Annotated in this window: 14 protein-coding genes; 5 read left to right on the top strand and 9 right to left on the bottom strand. The window is 60.9% G+C overall.

Annotated features, from left to right (window positions below; all coding sequences use genetic code 11):
* Positions 1 to 25: 25 nt before the first annotated feature.
* Together BLW36_RS14215 and BLW36_RS14210 are read left to right on the top strand one after the other, a co-directional pair.
* Entirely contained in the window at positions 26 to 1,096 is a 1,071-nt protein-coding gene (locus BLW36_RS14215; protein ID WP_091390309.1) for a branched-chain amino acid aminotransferase, read from the top strand.
* Between the two features lie 305 nt (positions 1,097 to 1,401).
* Positions 1,402 to 1,998: a Yip1 family protein gene (locus BLW36_RS14210; RefSeq protein ID WP_091389972.1), complete on the top strand. Its 597-nt coding sequence runs from the start codon at positions 1,402 to 1,404 to the stop codon at positions 1,996 to 1,998.
* Between the two features lie 67 nt (positions 1,999 to 2,065).
* Here the strand turns inward: BLW36_RS14210 and BLW36_RS14205 are convergent, their stop codons facing one another.
* The gene (locus BLW36_RS14205) at positions 2,066 to 2,548 is read right to left on the bottom strand and encodes a hypothetical protein (protein WP_091389969.1); all 483 of its coding nucleotides are present in this window, start codon (positions 2,546 to 2,548) and stop codon (positions 2,066 to 2,068) included.
* Positions 2,549 to 2,778: 230 nt separating this feature from the next.
* Between BLW36_RS14205 and BLW36_RS14200 the strand changes: the two genes are divergently transcribed.
* Both BLW36_RS14200 and BLW36_RS14195 read left to right on the top strand, forming a co-directional pair.
* Positions 2,779 to 4,080, top strand: coding sequence for a parallel beta-helix domain-containing protein (locus tag BLW36_RS14200; protein WP_091389965.1), 1,302 nt, complete (start codon positions 2,779 to 2,781; stop codon positions 4,078 to 4,080).
* Complete coding sequence (locus BLW36_RS14195; RefSeq protein ID WP_091389962.1) at positions 4,073 to 5,215, top strand: SO2930 family diheme c-type cytochrome; 1,143 nt, start codon at positions 4,073 to 4,075, stop codon at positions 5,213 to 5,215. The genes BLW36_RS14200 and BLW36_RS14195 overlap by 8 nt, the downstream gene beginning before the upstream one ends.
* Positions 5,216 to 5,315: 100 nt before the next feature.
* Here BLW36_RS14195 and BLW36_RS14190 read toward each other — a convergent pair whose 3' ends face one another.
* The 8 genes from BLW36_RS14190 to rsxA all read right to left on the bottom strand — a co-directional run bounded on the left by BLW36_RS14190 (position 5,316) and on the right by rsxA (position 14,594).
* On the bottom strand, positions 5,316 to 7,670 hold the full coding sequence (locus tag BLW36_RS14190; protein WP_091389958.1) for an MltF family protein: 2,355 nt from the start codon (positions 7,668 to 7,670) through the stop codon (positions 5,316 to 5,318).
* 175 nt (positions 7,671 to 7,845) lie between these two features.
* Positions 7,846 to 8,553 carry a TetR/AcrR family transcriptional regulator gene (locus BLW36_RS14185; protein ID WP_091389955.1) on the bottom strand — a complete coding sequence of 236 codons (708 nt, stop codon included), beginning with the start codon at positions 8,551 to 8,553 and terminating at the stop codon, positions 7,846 to 7,848.
* 204 nt (positions 8,554 to 8,757) lie between these two features.
* Positions 8,758 to 9,468, bottom strand: coding sequence for an electron transport complex subunit E (locus tag BLW36_RS14180; RefSeq protein ID WP_091389952.1), 711 nt, complete (start codon positions 9,466 to 9,468; stop codon positions 8,758 to 8,760).
* Entirely contained in the window at positions 9,468 to 10,187 is a 720-nt protein-coding gene (gene rsxG, locus BLW36_RS14175; protein WP_091389949.1) for an electron transport complex subunit RsxG, read from the bottom strand. The genes BLW36_RS14180 and rsxG overlap by 1 nt, the downstream gene beginning before the upstream one ends.
* Positions 10,187 to 11,239 (bottom strand): electron transport complex subunit RsxD, encoded by a 1,053-nt coding sequence (gene rsxD / locus BLW36_RS14170; protein ID WP_091389945.1) that lies wholly within the window; start codon positions 11,237 to 11,239, stop codon positions 10,187 to 10,189. Before rsxD ends, rsxG begins: the two co-directional genes overlap by 1 nt.
* On the bottom strand, positions 11,239 to 13,296 hold the full coding sequence (rsxC, locus tag BLW36_RS14165; protein WP_244506275.1) for an electron transport complex subunit RsxC: 2,058 nt from the start codon (positions 13,294 to 13,296) through the stop codon (positions 11,239 to 11,241). The genes rsxD and rsxC overlap by 1 nt, the downstream gene beginning before the upstream one ends.
* 92 nt (positions 13,297 to 13,388) lie before the next feature.
* Positions 13,389 to 14,009: an electron transport complex subunit RsxB gene (gene rsxB / locus BLW36_RS14160; RefSeq protein WP_091389941.1), complete on the bottom strand. Its 621-nt coding sequence runs from the start codon at positions 14,007 to 14,009 to the stop codon at positions 13,389 to 13,391.
* A gap of 9 nt (positions 14,010 to 14,018) precedes the next feature.
* On the bottom strand, positions 14,019 to 14,594 hold the full coding sequence (gene rsxA / locus BLW36_RS14155) for an electron transport complex subunit RsxA (RefSeq protein WP_091389938.1): 576 nt from the start codon (positions 14,592 to 14,594) through the stop codon (positions 14,019 to 14,021).
* A gap of 256 nt (positions 14,595 to 14,850) precedes the next feature.
* Between rsxA and BLW36_RS14150 the strand changes: the two genes are divergently transcribed.
* Entirely contained in the window at positions 14,851 to 17,682 is a 2,832-nt protein-coding gene (locus BLW36_RS14150) for a hypothetical protein (protein WP_139304908.1), read from the top strand.
* The last annotated feature ends 46 nt before the right edge of the window (positions 17,683 to 17,728 follow it).

Below are 17,728 nucleotides of genomic sequence, written 5' to 3'. Positions count from 1 at the left end.
GCATTGGAATGAGAGGAGAATGCCGGTGAGCATTTATATTGATCCTGCCGTGGCGTCGAGCCTGCGCGGATTTGAAATGCCCGAGAAACTGGGCTTTGGCGCCGTCATGGCGCCGGTGATGTTTCGCGCAGTTTGTCAGGACGGCTGCTGGAGCAGCGGCGAGCTGGTTCCCTATGCGCCGTTGTCTCTGGACCCCGCAGCCAAGGTACTGCACTACGCGCAGTCCTGCTTCGAGGGAATGAAGGCTTACCGGACGACGTCGGCAGGGATCAGCCTGTTCCGCCCAGACCGTAATGCAGCGCGACTGGCACATTCTGCCGAGAGACTGTGCATGCCTCCGGTACCGGAACCCCTGTTTATGGACGGAGTGCGCACGGTGACGGCTTACTGTGCAAACCTGGTGCCCGCGACCAGCGGCGAGTCCCTGTACCTGCGTCCCTTCCTGATTGGAACCCAGGCAGACCTGACGGTTTCAGCCAGTACTTCCTACGAATTCTATGTGATTGCCAGTCCATCCGAGGCCTATCATGCGGGTAATATGCGCCTGTGGGTAGAGCGCGAGGATTCCCGCGCTGCGGTGGGCGGTACCGGTGACGCCAAGGTCGGGGGCAATTACGCCGCCTCGCTACTCAGCATCGCGCGACTGAAAAAGCGCGGCTATGACCAGTCCCTGTGGCTGAACCCGGGCAACCGGCAGACCGTGGACGAACTCTCCGGCATGAACTTCTTTGCGGTCATTGGCGGAGAGCTGCACACCCCGGCACTGAGCGGCTCCATCCTGGAGGGCGTCACGCGGGATTCGCTGATCGACCTGGCGCGAGACCTCGGCTACACGGTGCACGAGCGTGCGATTGAAATCGATGAGCTATTGAGCCAGGTGGCGGACGGTACCTGCGAAGAGGCCTTTGCCTGTGGTACTGCGGCCATCATCAGCCCGATCAGCGTATTTGGCGATAACGGTGAGAACTATCAGCTGGCCAAGGCACCGGGCGCGGTGGCAGAGCGACTGCGCCAGGCGCTGCTGGATATCCAGGAGGGGCGCACCGAGGATCGCTTTGGCTGGATGCATCCGGTAGAGCCGATCACCATCGAATAATCCGTGCTTCAGAGGAGCGGTTGTATGACCGCTCCTGCCCGTGCGCCTGTATGGCACCCACCGGGTTGATCGGTATCAGCAAGTGTTTCCTGTAGAAACGCAGAAGAAATCTTTTCCGCCAATCTGGCTGCGACCGTTGACTTGAGCGACGGAAGTACCTACAACTGAATCGACACAATAAAAAACGAACTGGAACTTAGGGAATGACCTTTTAGCGGTATTCCTCATTTTGACAAGCAGTTCCCAGATCAAATTGAGCAATTAGGTCTCGCCCAGAGTTCCTTGCAGTGAGTGAGGAAATCGGGATGTTGATCCACATGTTCGGGCTGTTGGTGCAACCACGCAGGCAGTGGCAGCTCATCGGAAATCTTTCGGAGAAAAATCTCCGTCGTCAGATCCCCTATGTCATAGTGCTAGCCCTGTTGCCGGCCCTGGCCTGGTATTTCGGTACCACCAGAGTGGGCTGGAGCATCGGTGGCGGAGAGCCGGTGCGTATCACCAGTGATAGCGCCCTCGAACTGGTAGCGGTTTTCTACTGCGCCATGGTGCTGGCGGTCTTGGCGATAGGCTATTTCATCCACTGGATGGCGCAGACCTACGGCGCCAAGACCTACCCGATGAAGGGCATGGTGATTGCGGGCTTCACCGCAACCCCGATCTTTATCGCCGGCGCCGCCGGTTTCTATCCGCTCTTGTGGCTGGATATCCTGCTGGCGACACTGGCCGTCGCCTACGCGGTTTACCTGCTGTACCTGGGTATCCCCATCGTGATGGGGGTGTCCGAGGAACGCGGCTTCCTGTTCGCCAGCGCGATAGTTACCGTGTCCCTGGTGGTGGCGGTACTGGTGATGGTCGGAACAGTACTCTTCTGGAGTTATGTTTCCGCACCCGTATTCCACTGAATTTGCGGGGCGACTCGCTAGACAAAAAGGGCGGCCGGTGGCCGCCCTTTTTGTCTGATCCGCAACATCAAGGCGTATAGCGATATTCCAGTTGGTAGCCATTGGCTAACCGCAGCTGCTGGGTCGTCGCACTGCCTCTGTCCAGTTTGATTTCAGCAACCGCTTTCAGCACCTGCTGCGGCTCGGTATCGATACAGTGCACACTCATGGCGGCTATGGTCTGGTCCGCGCTGATGACCGAATGCTCCACGATCTGCAGCAGCAGGTTGCTGCCTTTCGCGTATAGCTCGTAGCCGGGGCCGCTGGTCAGGGACAGGCGATATTTTATTGCCCCCCAGGGACCGCCGCAGCGGATGGCCTGGTATTCTCGCGGAGCCCTGTCGCCGGCTATGGCTCCGGACTGGTAGGAATCGAAGTCTTTGTCGAGCGACTGCTCGGCCCGATAGCGGTGTCCATCGGGTGTGACTATTTCAATGTGGAGAGTCTCCATCCCCTGCGCGCCGATACTCAGGCCGCCGGTGAGCGCGAATACTAGAGCACTGTGTTTCATGACTGTGTAGCGTTTCCTGGCCACGTGAGCTCGACAGTACAGGGCGCCACCAGATCCGGCAAGGGCGGTTCCTGTCCCAAAAGTGCCTTGATGCGCCCTGACCGATTGGATAGTATCGGTTTCGCTGACAGCCGGGCATTTTTTGCGCGATCAAAGTGGTACAGACGTACCCATTAGGGGCCGCAGTGCGCTGTCACGCCGAATAATACGAATAAAAGGAAAAGCAACGCATGAAAACCGCAGCCTATGTGGGCGTGGCGCTGGCTGCTGTACTGGCCGCAGCCTGTTCCCCGGAGAAGAAAGAAAGCCAGACCGATCAGGCCAAGACCAGTGCCTCCGCCGACTTCCAGAAAAACCTGCTGAAGCAACTGATCTCGGCACAGCCCGGCGATGTTATCGAGTTGCCCGCGGGCAAATTCCACCTCAATCGCAGCCTGTCGTTGAACGTCGATGGCGTGACCATTCGCGGCGCCGGCATGGACAAGACCATTCTGTCTTTCAAGGATCAGATTCAGGGCGCCGAGGGGCTGCTGGTGAGCGCGAGCGATTTCACCATCGAGGACCTGGCGATCGAGGACACCATCGGTGACGCCCTGAAGGTCAATGAGGGTGAGAACATCATCATTCGCAATATCCGTGTCGAGTGGACCAACGGCCCCTCTACGGAAAACGGTGCCTATGGTATCTACCCGGTACAAACCAAAAACACCCTGGTCGAAGGCACCGTGGCGATCGGTGCGTCCGATGCCGGCATTTATGTCGGTCAGTCCCGCAATGTGATCGTGCGTAATAACCGTGCCGAATTTAATGTTGCCGGTATCGAAATTGAAAACACCATCGGTGCAGATGTGTACGACAACGTGGCCACCAACAATACCGGCGGTATCCTGGTGTTCAACATGCCCAATCTGCCGCAGCCGGGCCACAGCACCCGCGTGTACAACAACAAGGTTTTCGAGAACAACACCGAAAACTTTGGCCACGAGGGTACGCCGGTTGCCGCAGTACCGGCAGGTTCCGGTGTGGTGATCAACTCCAATGACAATGTGGAAATCTTCAACAACGAGATTTCCAATAACGACACCGCCAATGTGATCGTGAGCAGCTACTACATGGCCGGTTACTACAGCGACAAGTCGACTCAGGAAGCCTTCGATCCCTATCCGGAAGGTATCTACATCTACGGTAACGAGTTTACCGGCGGCGGAACTTCTCCCGATCACCTGGAACTGAAGGCGCTGAAGCTGGCTAAGTTTGGCCTCAGTGGCAGCCTGCCGGACATTCTGTGGGACGGCGTGGTGGATAAGAACAAAATGGTCGACGGCCAGGTTCCGGAAGCCCTGAAACTTTGTATCGATAACGGCGATGCCGGCATCATCAACGTCGATGCGTCCAACGACTTCAAGAATATCTCCACCGACATCGCGCCGCACAAGTGCAGCCTGAAAAAGCTGCCACAGATCGTGCTGGATTTCGATCAGCCGGCTGACGCCGAAGATGAAGTAGCTAAAGTCGAGGCGGCCGATGCGTAAACTGATTTGGGGCGCGGTGCTGGCCCCAATTTTCGCCGCCGCGCTCAGCGGCTGCGATGCACCAAGACAGCAGGTTGCCGTCTACGAGCGCGACGCCGTTCCGGAGCGCTTGAGTGACTGGCATATCGTGGAAGTGATCGATGGGGAGCTGACACCGAACAGCGGGGTAACCCCCTACGATCTGAACACGGCACTGTTTACTGATTACGCCCACAAGTTGCGTACCGTATGGATGCCGGCCGGCAGTTCCGCCAAGTACGGTGACGAGCGTTTTGAGTACCCGGTGGGCACGGTACTGAGCAAGACCTTCTACTACCCAAAAGATTCCAGCGGTGCCGTGCTGCGTACCGACGATTACAGTAAAGACTATGTCGAGGGCCGGGCCGGTGAAGCCCTGGATCTGGACAACGTGCGTCTGATGGAAACCCGCATCCTGGTCAAGCGGGCGGACGGCTGGCAGGCGCTGCCCTATGTCTGGAATGCCGAGCAGACTGATGCAACATTGGAAATCGCCGGCGATGCCAGCCGCCTGCAGCTGGTGGATGCGAGCGGTGACAATGCCGTCTTTACCTACGTCGTCCCCGATGCGAACCAGTGCGCAGGCTGTCATGCCGACAACCACTCGCAGAAAGCGGTAATGCCGCTGGGCCCGCGTGCGCGTCACCTGAATAGGGATTACGCCTATACCAGCGGCGTGCAGAATCAACTGCTGCACTGGCAGCAGATTGGTTACCTGAGTGAGCTGCCGGAATTCGGTGCGATCCCGCGCAACGCCGATTATTCCGATGCAAGTCTGACTCTGGAGGAGCGGGCGCGCGCGTATCTGGATATCAACTGTGGACATTGCCACAACCCGTCCGGAGCGGCGGATACGTCCGGCCTGATGCTGGCGCACAACGAGCAAGATCGGCGCCGTCTCGGATTGTGTAAACCTCCGGTGGCCGCTGGCACCGGCAGTGGCAATCGCCTGTTCGCGATTGTGCCCGGCGCGCCGGACCAGTCGATCCTGAACTTCCGCGTGGAGTCCACCGACCCCGGTGCGATGATGCCGGAGTTGGGGCGCAGCCTGGTGCACGAGGAAGGCACTGCGCTCTTGCGCGAGTGGGTGGCTTCTATGCCAGGTAGCTGTAGCTGATTTAACCAGTTTCCCGGGCAGGTCTTTATTCGCGATTAACTCTCACCCGTGCGCTATGCGCGGGTGGAGTTGTCCCTCCTTGTATCAATTACCACCGCATTTACCCATGGTATCCATTGCACTGGGACCTTCGGATGTTGGGCGGGCATGGCGCTACGGTTCGTGCAATAGCGGGCTTGCAGTCGACCAGGAAATCTGCCGCCCACTCGGGCATTGCCCAGCAGCTCAATGACGTCACCTGTTGTTGGCGCCGGTAGGCATCCAGCAGTGCGACATAAGTGCGAAAGCGCGCCTCAATCTTGCGCACATAATCGAAGGGTTCACGCCCGCGCGCGTAGCCGTAGCGCGCTTTCTTATAGTATTTGCGCTCGGACAGCAGCAGCATGGCTTTTTCGACGTTACCGAACCAGACTTTGCGATCCCAGCCCAATTCCTCGGCCAGGTCCTTGGCATCGTAAACATGGCCGAGGCCGGCGTTGTAGGCGGCCAGGGTAAACCACATCTCGTTTTCGGGGCTGATGTCCTTGCGATTGACGAACTTTTCATGCAGCCAGTCCAGGTATTTGAGGCCGGCGCGTACACTGGTTTCCGGATCGAACAGGTTGGCCTCGCCGACCTGTTTGCCGGTAGCCGGCATCACCTGCATCAGCCCGCGGGCGCCGACCCAGGACTTGGCCTTGGGGTTGAAGCTGCTCTCCTGGAACATCTGCGCCACGATCAGGCGCCAGTCGAAGTCGTACTCATCGGCATATTTCTGTATCAGGTCGTCGTACGGCGATATCTCGCCGTTGACGGATAGCTTCTTGATCTCCGGGCGCATGAGCTTGGGAGAGTCGAAATACTTTTTATAAAGTTGCTTCAGTAATCTCTTTGTCTTGCGTTTGTCGAGGAATTCGTTGACTGCTGCCACCAGTTCCGGATTGGACTTGCGCATCATCCAGGCGTGGTCGTGATCGTCGTGCAGGTCCAGCGCTATCTGGATATCCGTGCGCCAGGTAAGCTCCATATTCACGGTCAGATCGTCGGCGAAGGTCAGGTCGTATTCCCCCTCACCGATCTTGTCGATGATATCCTGGATATCCATCGTTTCCGGCACCAGCTCGACCTTGAGTCCCGGTACCTTCTTTTTGATCTCCAGCAACAGGTCGTAATGGCTGCTGCTCTCGCGCAGGTAAACTGTGTGGCCGGCCAAGGCCTGCAGGTCGGGGAGTTCGACGCCCTTGCGCGAGACCACGACGACCTTGGCACGATGGGTGGGATCAGAGAATTGCATACCTTGCTGTTGGCGCCTGAACGTGATCGCCAGTAGGTTCGCAACGATATCGGCCTTGCCTTCCCGCAGTATGTCGATGAAGTCGCCATGGCCGGGCACGACGATGACTTCCAGGCGCACGCCGATATCTTTTGCAAAGGCCTCCGCCAGCTCGAACTCGTAGCCGAGCACGCGTCCTTTCCACATGAAGTAGCTGCCGACGTTATTCCTCGTGGCGACCCGCAACAGGTCGCGGGCCTTGATGCTCGGCAGGTCGGCAGTCATTCGCTCGGTAGTGCGGGTGAGTTTTACATGGCGTATTTTGTCGTTGACCGCCTTCAGCAGTTGGGGGGAGTTGGGGCGCACCGCCCAGGACAGGAACTGGTTTTTTTTGTAGATGACGTTTTTCTGCAGGTCCTGGCGAAACTGGAGTACCTGGTCGAGTATCACTTCGTCGATGATGGTGAAGTCGTGCCGGCCCATGGCGACATCCACGGCCAGGTCCACATAGTTTCTGTCCACGATATCGAGCTTCAGCCCCGGATAGTCCTGTGCCAGTTCACGGGCTTTGGCTTCGTAAGTGGTGCCTTCGGTGACAATCAGGGTCTTGCCGGATAGATCGGAGCTGGCCGTCACCTTGTCGGCATCTGCCGCGGACACCAGCACAAGGTCGGTTACGTCGTGAGGCACGGAAAAACTCAGTTGCTTCTCGCGCTCCGGTGTGCGGGTCAAGTGGTTGGCAATGAGGTCCCCCTTGCCGGCGAGAAGTTGCGGAATCAGTTCGTCAAAGCTGTCGACATAGAGCACGACCGGCTCAAGGTTCAGCCTGCGCGCCAGGCGTTTGGCCAGGTCGATTTCGATGTCCTGTCGGGTCGCCGCGCGATGCAGGGATTCGGTGGTACTGCTATCCACGAGAATGCGCAGCTTGCCATGCTTGCTGATCGCATCCAGGTCGCCGGTTTCTGTGTAATTGTCGTAAAGGTCGAGCGGGTATTCCCCCTGAATTTCCGGCGACCATTCCAACCGTTTGTCCTCGGCGGTTTTCTGCTTCTCTTTCTGCGCGTTTTCCGCGCCGGTTAGTTCCGTATCCGTAGTCAATTCTTCGGCGGGGGCTGGCTGTTCGGGTGACTGGCGATCGCAGGCAGCGACAACCAGGATTGTTGCCAGTAGTGGCCACAGGAATCGCGTCAGCGGGTTTCGCATCAACGGCACTCACCTGAAACTTGCGCAGATATGGTTTCAGTTTAGGAGAGCTGAGCGCCTTGCAGGTGGTGTGGTGGGCCGCCGCGGTATGGCGGGAAAGTTTCGGTGCGGCAGCGCCGGGCAATTGAAAGACGGGCGCCAGATGCCGGTAGTCCGGCTCCGGCACCCGTGATGATCAGGTTTGCGCGGCGCCTTCTGTGACCGGCATGGTGGTCGGGATCAGCCCCCGGATCATCATGGTGACCGTACGCTCCAGCAGCGGGGAGTCGAGCGCGATGGCGCCACTGAGAACCTGGTACTCCAGGTTGAGGACGGTACCGTGCACAATCTGGGCCGCAGCCTGGGTATCGGACAGGCCGAGCAGCTGGAAGAACTCCTCGATCATTGCCTCGGTTGCCTGGTTGGCCATACGGATGGCGCGGGTCAGCTGTTCGTTGCGCAGGGCCTCGTTGCGGAAGGCCAGTTCGATCAGGCGGCGGTCGCGGTCACTGGCCTGGCTGCGTACGTGGGTGAGGATAAAGCGGGTCAGCTGCTGGACCAGCAGTCTGCGCCCCTCGTCGGAGGTGCGCTCCTCCGCCGGCAGGTTGCGCGCTGCGGCGAAGCTGTCTTCCTGCAGCTGGCGGGTTTCCGCCAGGCCCTGTTCGACAAAATAGGTGAAAGAGTCGCTGATCAGGTCGCTCAGGTCTTTGAAGTAATAGGTGGTTGCGGCCAGGGGTACACTCGCCTCGCGGGCCACGGCGCGGTGACGGATGCCGCGGATTCCCTCTTTGACGATCAGTCGCAGGGTGGCCTCGAGAATGGCCTTGCGACGCTGGCGGCTGTCGGCGCGCTGGGCGCGGCGGCCGTGGTAAACAAGCTCAGACTTTCCATTGTCCACTGTCATAGCGGTTTCCTTGTTTTTATTGTTCGTTGCCGATGCATATCCTGATCGGGCGTCCCATTCTAGCGAAACAAGTGGAAATGGCTACCGCCGCGACGTGGGATAGGATGCCAAAGCCATTACAGCGCCTTACATCGCAACAGCGTGACAGGAGCATAGCGGGAGAGTGGGGGCTGCCTGCGCTCGCGGCGCCCGCGCAAGTGCCGGTCAGGTGATTTTGCCGGTTACCCGCACGCGCTTGGTGCCCGTCACTATCCTGACCCGCTGACTGCGACGGCGCTCGATACCGGCGTCGATGGCGTTCTTGGCGGCAATTAGCAGCCCGGCTACCAGGAAAGCCCCCGGCGGCAATACCGCCACCAGGAAACCGGGATAGTCCGCTCCCAGCACCGGTATGGCCCAGTCCTTGGCTACCGGCCCCAGCAGCAGGTCCATGTCGGCGAACAGCGTGCCCTGGCCGAGGATCTCGCGCACGGCGCCGATCGTGATCAGCACCGCGGTAAAGCCGGCGCCCATCATAAAGCCGTCCACCAGCGACGGCAGCACCGGATTCTTGCTGGCAAAGGCGTCGGCGCGACCGAGGATGGCGCAGTTGGTGACGATCAGCGGAATGAAGATGCCCAGTACCAGGTAGAGCTCGTAGGTAAACGCCTTCATCAGCAGCTCGACGCAGGTAACGAAGGTGGCGATGATCATGACCGAGACCGGCAGGCGCACCGTGTCCGGCATCTGCCGGCGCACCAGCGACACCGCCAGGTTGGAACAGGTGAGTACCCCGGTGGTGGCGAGGCCCAGGCCGATGGCATTGACCACCGATCCGGTCACCGCCAGCAGCGGGCACAGGCCCAGTAATTGCACCAGCGCCGGGTTGTTGTTCCACAGGCCATTGCGGGTAATCTCACCGTAGGGGGCCGTCATCACTGTTTCTCCTGCTGGGGCTCAGGTATCTCTTGTCTGGTTTCAAGGGGCTCGGCGGCTTCGGGCTGCTCCACTTCCACCGCGCGCTCGGAAACCGGTGCGCTGAAAATCTGCTCGTGGTGCTGGGCGACGAACTCCAGTACCTGGCGCACCTCGTTGACCACCGCCCGCGGCGTGATGGTCGCGCCGGTAAACTGGTCGAAGGCGCCGCCGTCCTTCTGCACCTTCCACTGGTCCCTGGGCGGATCCTGCAGCGACGTACCGTTGAACTGCAGCACCCAATCACTCTTTTTCAGTTCTACCTTGTCGCCGAGCCCCGGGGTCTCGCTGTGACTGGTCACGCGCACACCGGCCACGGTACCGTCGCGGTTCACGCCCACCAACAGCTTGATCGGACCCGAGTAGCCGTCGGGCGCCACTGCGGGAATGATCACCGCAGAGATCTGGCCGTCGTCTTCGCGCGCCAGATTGATATTGCCGCCGTCGGTCAGGCCCAGCAGGTTCCAGTAGGGTTTGGGGATGGGGTAGGTATCCAGCAGCAGGTCGTTACTGTGGCGCTCCAGCGGGATAATCTCCAGCAGCGCCTTGGCCGACGCCTCGCGGATGGCACGCTCTATCGGTTCGCGGGTGGTGATCTGGGTTACCGCCAGGGTGCCTGCGGTGACCAGGGCAAACAGCGTCAATACCACCGCGTTCGTTGCCATCGATTGCTTCAGCATCACTGCTCCTCCACATCGGTGGCACGGCGCGGCCGCTTGTGGCCATAGGTGCGCGGCACGGTGTAGTTGTCGATCGTCGGCGCGGCAAAGTTCATCAGCAGCACTGCGAAAGCCACGGCGTCGGGGTAGGCGCCCCAGGCGCGGATCACATAGGTCAGCAGGCCGACACCGGCGCCGAAAATCAACCGCCCCTTGTTGCTGGTAGCGCCACTAATCGGATCGGTGATGATAAAGAAGGCCCCGAGCATGGTGGCGCCGGAGAAAAGATGCAGTGCCGGCGAGCCCTCGGACAGCGAGCTGCCGCTGTCGTAGAACAGCAGCGATATAAAGCTCAGGGTCACCAACATGGCCACCGGCGCATGCCAGGTGATGATGCGCCGGAACAGCAGGAACAGCCCCCCGACCAGGAAGCCAAAACTGGCGGTCTCCCAGCCGAGGCCGGCGATGGTGCCCTGGTTGAGTACCGGCTCCATCTCATATAGCCGCGACAGCAGCACGGATTCGTTCAGGCGCACGATTTCCAGCGGCGTGGCGCGGGTAAAGCCATCCACGTTGTAGTTGCCGAATACCAGGGCGAAGGCCTCGCCGATACTGGGCGCGCCCTGAATGACTTCCGCTGGTCCGACCCAGCGGGTCATGTCCACCGGGAAACTGATCAGCAGCACCACGTAACCGACCATGGCCGGATTGAACGGGTTGTAGCCCATGCCGCCATACAGATGCTTGGCCAGCACTATGGCGACGGCGCTGCCGATAATCGGCAGCCACCAGGCACAGTAAGGGGGCAGTGCAATACCCAACAGCAGCGCGGTGACAAAGGCGCTGTAGTCTCTCAGATAGAAGCCGACCGGTCGGCCGCGCAGTTTCATCACCACCGACTCACAGGCGAGGGCGGTGGCAGTGCACAGGGCGATATTGATCAATACGCCGATACCGAAATAGAGCACCAGTGCCAGCACGCCGGGGACGGTGGCCGCGGCCACCTGCAGCATAACCTTGCCGGTGCTGTCGCCGGAGCGGGCATGGGGGGAGGAGGCGCGCATCAGTGCCATTACTGTTTCCCACCCTGTTGCTGATTCTGCTCGCGCATCTTGTCTTCCAGTTTGATCTGCAGGTTTTTCAGCGCCGTCTCGAAGGCCTCTATATTGGCGTCACCTGCGGAGCAGGCCTTTTCCAGCCGTATTTGGGCTTTTTCCACCCGCGCCTTCAGGGCCTCTATTTCAGCTGCCAGCTTGTCGGCAGGGCTCATGGAGGCACGGGCCGCTGCAGCGGCCCTGGCCCTTTCTATTGCACTCTGCGCTTTCGCCTGGCTGTCATCCGCCGCCTTTTTTTCTTCGGCTTCAGGCACGGCCTTGGCCTTTTGCTCGGCCTCGGCCAGCTTCTGTCGCGCCTCCTGCAGCTTCAACTCCGCGGCCTTCAGTTGCGCCGCCAACTGGTCGCGCTGGCTCTCTTCAGCGGCCTGCAACTTCTGCTGCATCCGCTCCACCCGGCTCTCGGCACTGGCGAGTGTGCGCTGGGCGCGGGCCAGTAGCTGTTCCGGCGAGGCCTGCTTGGCCTTGACTCGTGCCAGGGCCGCGGCGACAACATCGGCCTCCTTTTGTGCGGTTTCGGCCTCGGCTCCACCCGCCTGTTCGCGCTGCTGACGCGCCTGCTCGGCGGCCTTGCGTCGCGCCTCGCGCTTGGCTGCTTTTTCCTTCTCCGCCTTCTCCAGGCGCAGCTTGCGGAACTCGAAGCGGTCGCGGGCGCGGTCGGACTTTTCCTTCTCTTCCTCGGCGATACGGATATCGCCTTTGGCTGCGCGGTAGTACTGCACCAGCGGAATGGTGCTGGGGCACACGTAGGAGCAGGCGCCGCATTCGATACAGTCGAACAGGTTGTAGGCCTGCAGCTTCTCGCGATCTTCGGCGCGCGCATACCAGTACAGCTGCTGGGGCAGCAGTGACGCCGGGCAGACCTCGGCACAAAAGCCGCAGCGGATGCAGGCCTGCGCCGGCGGGGACGGTGGCAGCTCCTCAACGGTGGGCACCAGGATGCAGTTGGTGGTCTTGATCACCGGGGCGTTTTCGTCGTCGATGGTGTAACCCATCATCGGGCCGCCGATGATCACCTTCTGCATCAGGCCGCGGTGGGCGCCGTGCTGTTTGAGAATATGGTGAATTGGGGTGCCGATCGGCACGTCGATATTACGGCTCCGCTCCAGTGCCTCGCCCACCACCGTGGTGACACGGCTGATCAGCGGCTCGCCGAAGCGCACCGCGCGGTACACCGCGCGCGCGGTGCCGACGTTCTGGCACACGATGCCGACATTGGCGGGCAGGCCCCTGTTGGGGACCTCGCGCCCGGTCAGTATCTGGATCAGCTGTTTTTCGCCGCCGGACGGGTATTTGGTCGGGAAGACGACAATATCGAAACGGGTACCTTCGGCGGCCTCGCGCATTGCGGCGATCGCCTCCGGCTTGTTGTCCTCGATGCCGATCAGCACGCGCTCCGGCTCGTCGAGGATATAGGCGAGTATCTCCACGCCGGCGATGATCTCCGCCGCGCGCTCGCGCATCAGCATATCGTCGGCGGTGATATAGGGCTCGCACTCGGTGCCATTGATAATCAGCGTATCGATCTCGGCGCCGCCGTGGGGATCCAGCTTGACCGCGGTGGGAAAGCCGGCGCCGCCCATGCCGGCGACGCCGCAGTTGCGGATTTTCTCCAGCAGATCCACCGGTTCGAGCCGGCGGAAATCCTCGCAGGGCTCCAGTTCGCACCACCGCTCCTCGCCGTCGGTGCGGATCACGATGCTATCCGCCGGCATGCCGGACGGGTGGGGCACGGCGCAGGGCTCGATAGCCACTACCTTGCCGGAACTGGGCGCGTGGACCGGGCAGCTGATCAGGCCATCGGCCTCGGCAATCTTCTGGCCCTTCATGACATAGTCGCCGAGATTCACCAGCGGCAGTGACGTGGCGCCGGCGCTCTGCAGCAGCGGCACAATCAGGTCCTCTGCCAGCGGAATGGTGCCGATGGGCTCGCCGGTGGACTGGTGCTTGTTTTCCGGCGGGTGCACGCCGCCGGGGAAGTCATTCGGGCGTAATTCGCGCGCCTTTTCACTGGCGATCAGTATCGCTTCGCGGGCCGCGCGGCGTTCCTCGACCGATTGGCGACGGTCTTCTCGTTGCTGTTCGGCGCTCACCTTTTCCTGCTCCAGGCTCAAGCTGCGTCCCTCTTGTCGCTGGTGATGGTGCCGCGCTGGGGTCGGTCACTGGCAATCAGCTGTACGCCGTCGACGGGCTTTTCCGGGTGCCACTCCTGCAGGGAGGTCTCCAGCGGCACCATATCGATACAGTCCACCGGGCAGGGCTCGACACACAGGTCGCAGCCGGTGCACTCATCGACAATGACCGTATGCATGTATTTGGCCGCGCCGGCGATGGCATCCACCGGGCAGGCCTGGATGCACTTGGTGCAGCCGATACACTCCGCCTCGCGGATAAACGCCACTTTCTTGACGTCCTCGACGCCGTGCTCGGCGTCCAGCGGCATCGGCTCCATGTCGAGCAGGTTAGCCAGCTCGTTGATGGTGGCTTGGCCACCGGGCGGGCATTTGTTGATCGCATCGCCGTGCACAATCGCCTCGGCGTAGGGGCGGCAGCCGGGGTAGCCGCACTGGCCGCACTGGGTCTGTGGCAGCAGGGCGTCCACCTGTTCTACCAGTGGATCGCCTTCCACCTTGAAGCGCACCGCGGCGAAGCCCAGCAGCGCGCCGAACGCCAGCGCCATGCCGCCGAGGATCAGCAGGGGGGTAGAGATTTCAGTGAACCATTCCAGCATAGCGCCCCCCTATACCAGACCGCTGAAGCCCATGAAGGCCAGCGACATCAATCCGGCGGTGATCATGCCGATGGCGGCGCCCTTGAAGGGCACCGGTACGTCCGCCGCGAACAGCCGTTCGCGCATCGAGGAGAACAGGATCAGCACCAGGGAAAAACCCACCGCCGCGCCGAAGCCGTACAGGGTCGACTGCACAAAGGTGTGCGCCTTCATGGTGTTCTGCAGGGCCACACCCAGTACCGCGCAGTTGGTGGTGATCAGCGGCAGGAAGACGCCCAGCACCTTGTACATCAGCGGGCTGGTCTTGTGGATAAACATGCGTGCGAACTGCACGACGACGGCGATCACCAGGATAAAGGAGATGGTGCGCAGGTATTCGATACCGAATGGCTCCAGCAGGTAGGTATTCACCAGGTAGGAGCAGATGGACGCCAGTGTCAGCACGAAGGTGGTCGCTCCCGCCATGCCCACGGCGGTCTCCAGCTTGTTGGAGACTCCCATAAACGGGCACAGGCCGAGAAACTGCACCAACACATAGTTGTTGACCAGAATGGTACTGAGCAGGATGACGGCGAATTCGGTCATAGGTAATCCGGTTTGAATCGTGCGGCGGGGGTGTATCTAGCCGCGATCGGGAAGCCTATTGGTGCTTAATCAGCCTAGCACCGGGCCTCCACAGACCGTGGAATGCCGCGCAGGGCCGGTATTATGGGTGAGTCGTTGGGGGCGTTCAACTTGCACAGCCGTGCGCAGTGGCGTTGGTAACATTTGCTGAGATATGCTCCGGGCGCTGTATTCGAACAATAACCAAAAGCAAATAGTCCACCGCAAGGAGCGCTGTATGGATTTCTTAAGCCGCCAGTCCCTGGCCCGCCTCGGGCTGGAAGATGAAATCAAGCTGCTCGACACCATTGCCAATCTCCACAAGCACTGGTCCGAATTGCGCGCGTCGAGCCCCGCGGAGTCGGTGCTGGACTACCTCGCCTCTTTCGACGACAACCTGGAACAGCAGCGCGCGCTGTTGGAGAGTCTGGATATAGATCCGTCGCTGCTGCAGCAACTGGGCCGCAAGTTGCGCAAGGCCTATGCGGATGAGGTGCCGGAGTCGCTGCGCAAGCTGCTGCGCAGGCTGGATTCATTCGCGGAGACCGAGGACGCGAGGGATCCGGGGCTGGTGCGCTGGAAGCTGTACGAGGACAAGGCCGATCGCGAGCTGGTGTCCGCCGATGCGCTGACCTTTGCCCTGCAGGGCCCGGGGCTCGCGCAGATAGATCTGGAGGCCGGTGACCTGCCGCCGGCACCGGTGGCGACGGTGGAAAACCTGTTGCGTATCGGCTTTGCCGGCCAGCTCGATGGCCGGGGCGCCGCCGGTGCCAGCGCGGTGGCATTCGGCGCGGAGGCCGGCACCGAGGGCCGTCTGGACTACTGGTTCGCGGCCCCCGGGGAGAGCCTCTTCGCCAGCGCCGCGGCCGCAGGTCTGCGCAAGCTGCCGTCACCTTTTTCCCTGGAAGCGATCGGCGATGCGGCCGAGCATGGGCTTCAGGGACTGCAGCTGTCCCTGGCGACTTCCGGCAAAGCTGCGGTCAGTGTCGAATACAGTATTTTTGACGGCAGCGACCTGATCGATATTACGGCCGGTATCGAAATAACCGCCAGCTACGACGCGACCCGTGAATTTGAGCTCAGTACCTGGTGCGATCCGCAGCACAGCGAACAAATCACTGTACAGATCAAGCGTACTCGCGGCCGCCAAATCAATAGCAGCGTCGGCCTCGGGGTCACGGTGGACATGGTCGGGGCCGTCGAGCAGGTGCGCGCGAAGGTGATAGAGCCCTACCTGGGTAGCTACGAGAGTTTCTACGAGAAGTTCAAACCCTACCTGAGCCCCGGCACATTGCTGGAGCAGAAATGCAATGAAGCGCTGTCGCAGGCGGCAGCACGACTCAGCGAAGATGCACATATACAGTCGGCGCTGCGTCTGGCGCTCGGGCAGGATGTGGATGCGGATCAGCTGCAGGCGGAGATCAGCGCGAAGCTGGTGGGATGGTTCAATGGCGGTGTCGGTATCTACAGCCGTGCCATGTCGGCGGATCTGCCACAGGGCGCTGCTGCCCGGCTCAACGACAGCCTGCCGGCCGAGTTGCCGCAAGCCGTGCGCAATAAAATCGGCACCGAAGTCGGCGGGCTGATCAAGTCGCTGCAGGAAAAGTTAACGGAGGAGATACAGCAGCGTGCGGACGTGGCTAGCGGCGCGCTGGTGGGCGAGCTTAACGAACTGAATCAGCGCGTGAAGGAGGCGATCGCCGGCGCCAGCGAGCCGCTGGACAAGGCGGTTGCGGGCGTGCGCGAGGCTTTGGCGGAAATCGACGAGCGCATTCACAGTATCGTGTCGAAGCTGGAACAGGCGGCGACCCGCAAGATCAAGCTGCGGATTCTTTCCACGGAGAAACTCCTGCGCGAGCGCGAGGTGGTTATGCGGCTGAGCTTCGACAGGCACAGCGCGTCCGCGCGGGTTTTCTATAGCACCCTGGTGGAAGGAAATCTGGATGCGCTCGAGGACTTGATGCTGTCTCCGCCGTCCGGTGTCGAGATTGTCGAGGGCAGTGCTCGGGAACTGCTCGGCCACCATTATTCCACCGGCACAGAGTCGTCCGTGCTGGGCGTCTCCCTCGGTGCCTCGTCGATTGTCGACAGCAGTGTGCAGATTCAGAAGGACGCCGCAGGCAATGTCGCCATCCAGTCGCGCCTTGAGGTCAAGCGTATCCTCGACGGTATTCGCGAGATGCAGTCTGCCGGCTTTGTGTCGCACCTGAATCTGAACCTGTTGCAGCGCAGCCGCACTCTGCCGCTAAATCTGACCGTGACCCAGGAAGACGAGCGGCTGGAGCTCGACGAACTGGACGATTTCCTGAGCGGCCTGACCGACAGCGGACTGCTGTCGCCGATGGCCAGGGAGAATGCGCTGGCGTTGTACCACGAGTGGCAGCGCGATACCGGCAAGCGCTATATCGACGCCCGGGTTGAGGTGCTGCTGCAGATCGACGGCGAGCGACTGGAAAACCTGCTCGACTATGCCGGCAGCCGCGAGGAAATCGCGATGATCGCGGATGTGCTGGCCGCGTTACAGCGGTATCGGGTATTCAGTGAGTCCGTTATTGACCGAGCCTGCAGTAGCGTCCGATCCTGTGCGAGTAACTACCGGAGCTACCGCGAACCCGCCGAGCTTTTCGCTGCTTTTAATGCCGGTATGCGCAGTGGCGACCGGCCGCTGAAAGGCCGTCGGGCATTTTTCGCCGAGCCGTTTGCCGATACCCATCACCACCCCGCCGTCAGCAGTGTCGAATCCCGCGGTCTGCGCAACGCTCGTGCGATTCACTTTCACGCCAAGTCCTGGGTGTTGCTGATGCGCAAGCTGCATGAGGTTTATCAAATGGCGCCGGGTGCCGCTGATGCGGAACAGATGGTGCGGCACAACGAGCTGATGGCGTTCTGCCTGCACAAATGGCTGAAGGTGAAGCAGCTGTTCCTGTTCCAGCCGAACGACGAAGTGTCCGCAAAGACAATCGCCTTTATGGGGTTGCTGGCGGAAGCGGCGAACTCGCTGTCTGATTACCCGCTGACGGTCGTTATGGATCTGGCCGGTGACGACAGCGAGCCCCGGCTGTTTTCGTGATAGCTATCTGACGGCGAGCCGGCCGCTTTACGGCCGGCTCCGCTCC

The sequence above is a fragment of the Microbulbifer marinus genome (assembly GCF_900107725.1).
In the GTDB taxonomy this organism is placed as follows: Bacteria; Pseudomonadota; Gammaproteobacteria; order Pseudomonadales; family Cellvibrionaceae; genus Microbulbifer; species Microbulbifer marinus.
Note: the sequence above shows the minus strand (reverse complement) of the source record. Positions and strands in the feature narration are given on the sequence as shown.

Excerpts from the sequence above, each read along its gene's own strand:
- BLW36_RS14210 (WP_091389972.1), top strand. The coding sequence starts at position 1,402 with ATGTTGATCCACATGTTCGGGCTGTTGGTGCAACCACGCAGGCAGTGG.
- BLW36_RS14205 (WP_091389969.1), bottom strand. The coding sequence starts at position 2,548 with ATGAAACACAGTGCTCTAGTATTCGCGCTCACCGGCGGCCTGAGTATC.
- BLW36_RS14200 (WP_091389965.1), top strand. The coding sequence starts at position 2,779 with ATGAAAACCGCAGCCTATGTGGGCGTGGCGCTGGCTGCTGTACTGGCC.
- BLW36_RS14195 (WP_091389962.1), top strand. The coding sequence starts at position 4,073 with ATGCGTAAACTGATTTGGGGCGCGGTGCTGGCCCCAATTTTCGCCGCC.
- BLW36_RS14190 (WP_091389958.1), bottom strand. The coding sequence starts at position 7,670 with ATGCGAAACCCGCTGACGCGATTCCTGTGGCCACTACTGGCAACAATC.
- BLW36_RS14185 (WP_091389955.1), bottom strand. The coding sequence starts at position 8,553 with ATGACAGTGGACAATGGAAAGTCTGAGCTTGTTTACCACGGCCGCCGC.
- BLW36_RS14180 (WP_091389952.1), bottom strand. The coding sequence starts at position 9,468 with ATGACGGCCCCCTACGGTGAGATTACCCGCAATGGCCTGTGGAACAAC.
- rsxG (WP_091389949.1), bottom strand. The coding sequence starts at position 10,187 with ATGCTGAAGCAATCGATGGCAACGAACGCGGTGGTATTGACGCTGTTT.
- rsxD (WP_091389945.1), bottom strand. The coding sequence starts at position 11,239 with ATGGCACTGATGCGCGCCTCCTCCCCCCATGCCCGCTCCGGCGACAGC.
- rsxB (WP_091389941.1), bottom strand. The coding sequence starts at position 14,009 with ATGCTGGAATGGTTCACTGAAATCTCTACCCCCCTGCTGATCCTCGGC.
- rsxA (WP_091389938.1), bottom strand. The coding sequence starts at position 14,594 with ATGACCGAATTCGCCGTCATCCTGCTCAGTACCATTCTGGTCAACAAC.
- BLW36_RS14150 (WP_139304908.1), top strand. The coding sequence starts at position 14,851 with ATGGATTTCTTAAGCCGCCAGTCCCTGGCCCGCCTCGGGCTGGAAGAT.